Genomic DNA, 1507 nt, shown 5'->3' on the forward strand with positions numbered 1-1507 from the left:
GTTGTTCACCCGCCCAGACATGTAGGTAGTGCCATTGCGCTTGCCCCAGCCTTTCGCGGATCCGCTCCCGATAGCCGTCGATAAAGTCGGCAAAACCATCATGGGTATGAAAGCTGCAAAAATAGGCATCCCTGCGCGCCTGCACACAGAGCTCGTAATCCCGCTCCAGATCGATAGTTTTACATTCAAGTCTCAATCAATGACATCCTGTCGTGTGTTGGTTGGATGTAGGGTGTAATAAGCGCAGCGCATTACACCTTTTGGCAGATAAATAGCAGCGGTGCAATTCACTTCGTTCTTTGCACCCTACCGGATTTCACGAAGCGGGCAAAATTGGCATTGTGCCAACCTGCGCCCCTCACCCTAGCCCTCTCCCAGAGGGAGAGGGGATAAAGCGGCACCGGTAATATGATCGTCAGCCGTGTAGGTTCGATTAGCGAAGCGTAATCGGACTGCGGTAACGGCATTGCTCCCTTCTCCCGTTTATTAGAAAAGGAGGAAAAGGGTCGGTGATGAGGGGAAGGAAAAAGAGATTTCGCGGTAAACGTTGGGCTTCGCTACGCTCAGCCACAACCTACACAATCGGTAGGTTGGCGCTGAGCCTGCGAAGCCCAAGATACTATAATTTACGATGCAGCAGCCTTTACCAAATCCTGAATTTTCAGGAACATGGGTGTAACACCACCATGAGAAGGCTCTGGTAGAGGGATAAAGCCTAAGCGCGTGTAAAAATTAACAGCTTTAGGGTCTGCATCCAAAAATACACCCTTGATAGGCATAGTTTCATGAACTTTAAGGGCATGCTCAAAAAAGCTTTGCATAAGGTCCAAGCCATACTCTTTTTTCTGCTTCTCAATAGAAACGCCGAGCATGACTAAGCGAATCACAAAGACTTCCGATGGCAAAGACTTTTCAAATACACCAGCTAATCTTGTCCTTGCAAGACTGTAGCCTGTGCAGCTAAAGAAACCAAAAAAATCACCAGTCTTAACATCAATAAGAGCTTGAGAATAAGCATCCCCATTTCTTACATTATTTTTAAGACTTTTGGCGACATAGTCATTGATCACCTTATTACCACAGTCAAATTTCTTTTGACCAGGGTAGGTGATATCTGCATCATATTTGCAGATGGTCAGAACATTGCTAGTTACATCTTCATTCTTTTGCTCTTCCATTTCTTTTTCTCCGCATTAATGCGTGTAAAGCTAATGTCGGAGATGCGGGCTCTGCCATTACAGCATTTAGCAGCTTCCAACTCTCTTCACTTAACTCTCGACGCTTTTGGTTTTCTAAAACAGCTTCTGCTCTTTCAAAGGCCGCTGTCAGGATAAATGCACTCAAGTCAACCCCAGCAACAGACGCGGCTTGACGTAATAAATCTTTCAAATCAGAACTAGTTTTCAAATCAACACGTGCATCTTTTTGCTTTCTAGATGAACTATCCATTAATAAACTAGACATATGATACTCCTAAGTATTTCCTTTGATTAAACTCCTTGTATAC

2 protein-coding genes and 1 pseudogene are annotated in these 1507 nt (G+C 44.8%); all 3 read right to left on the reverse strand.

What is annotated here, in order from left to right; genetic code table 11:
- Nucleotides 1-196 (reverse strand): annotated as a pseudogene (locus DBR30_RS03885) (GNAT family N-acetyltransferase); the annotation flags it as partial.
- Nucleotides 197-626: 430 nt separating this feature from the next.
- Nucleotides 627-1178 (reverse strand): N-acetyltransferase, encoded by a 552-nt coding sequence (locus DBR30_RS03890; protein WP_108541872.1) that lies wholly within the window; start codon nucleotides 1176-1178, stop codon nucleotides 627-629.
- Nucleotides 1159-1464: a type II toxin-antitoxin system TacA family antitoxin gene (locus DBR30_RS03895; RefSeq protein ID WP_108541871.1), complete on the reverse strand. Its 306-nt coding sequence runs from the start codon at nucleotides 1462-1464 to the stop codon at nucleotides 1159-1161. Before DBR30_RS03895 ends, DBR30_RS03890 begins: the two co-directional genes overlap by 20 nt.
- Nucleotides 1465-1507: the final 43 nt, after the last annotated feature.

It is taken from the genome of Aeromonas sp. HMWF017, from assembly GCF_003061465.1.
GTDB classification, from domain to species: Bacteria; Pseudomonadota; Gammaproteobacteria; order Enterobacterales; family Aeromonadaceae; genus Aeromonas; species Aeromonas veronii.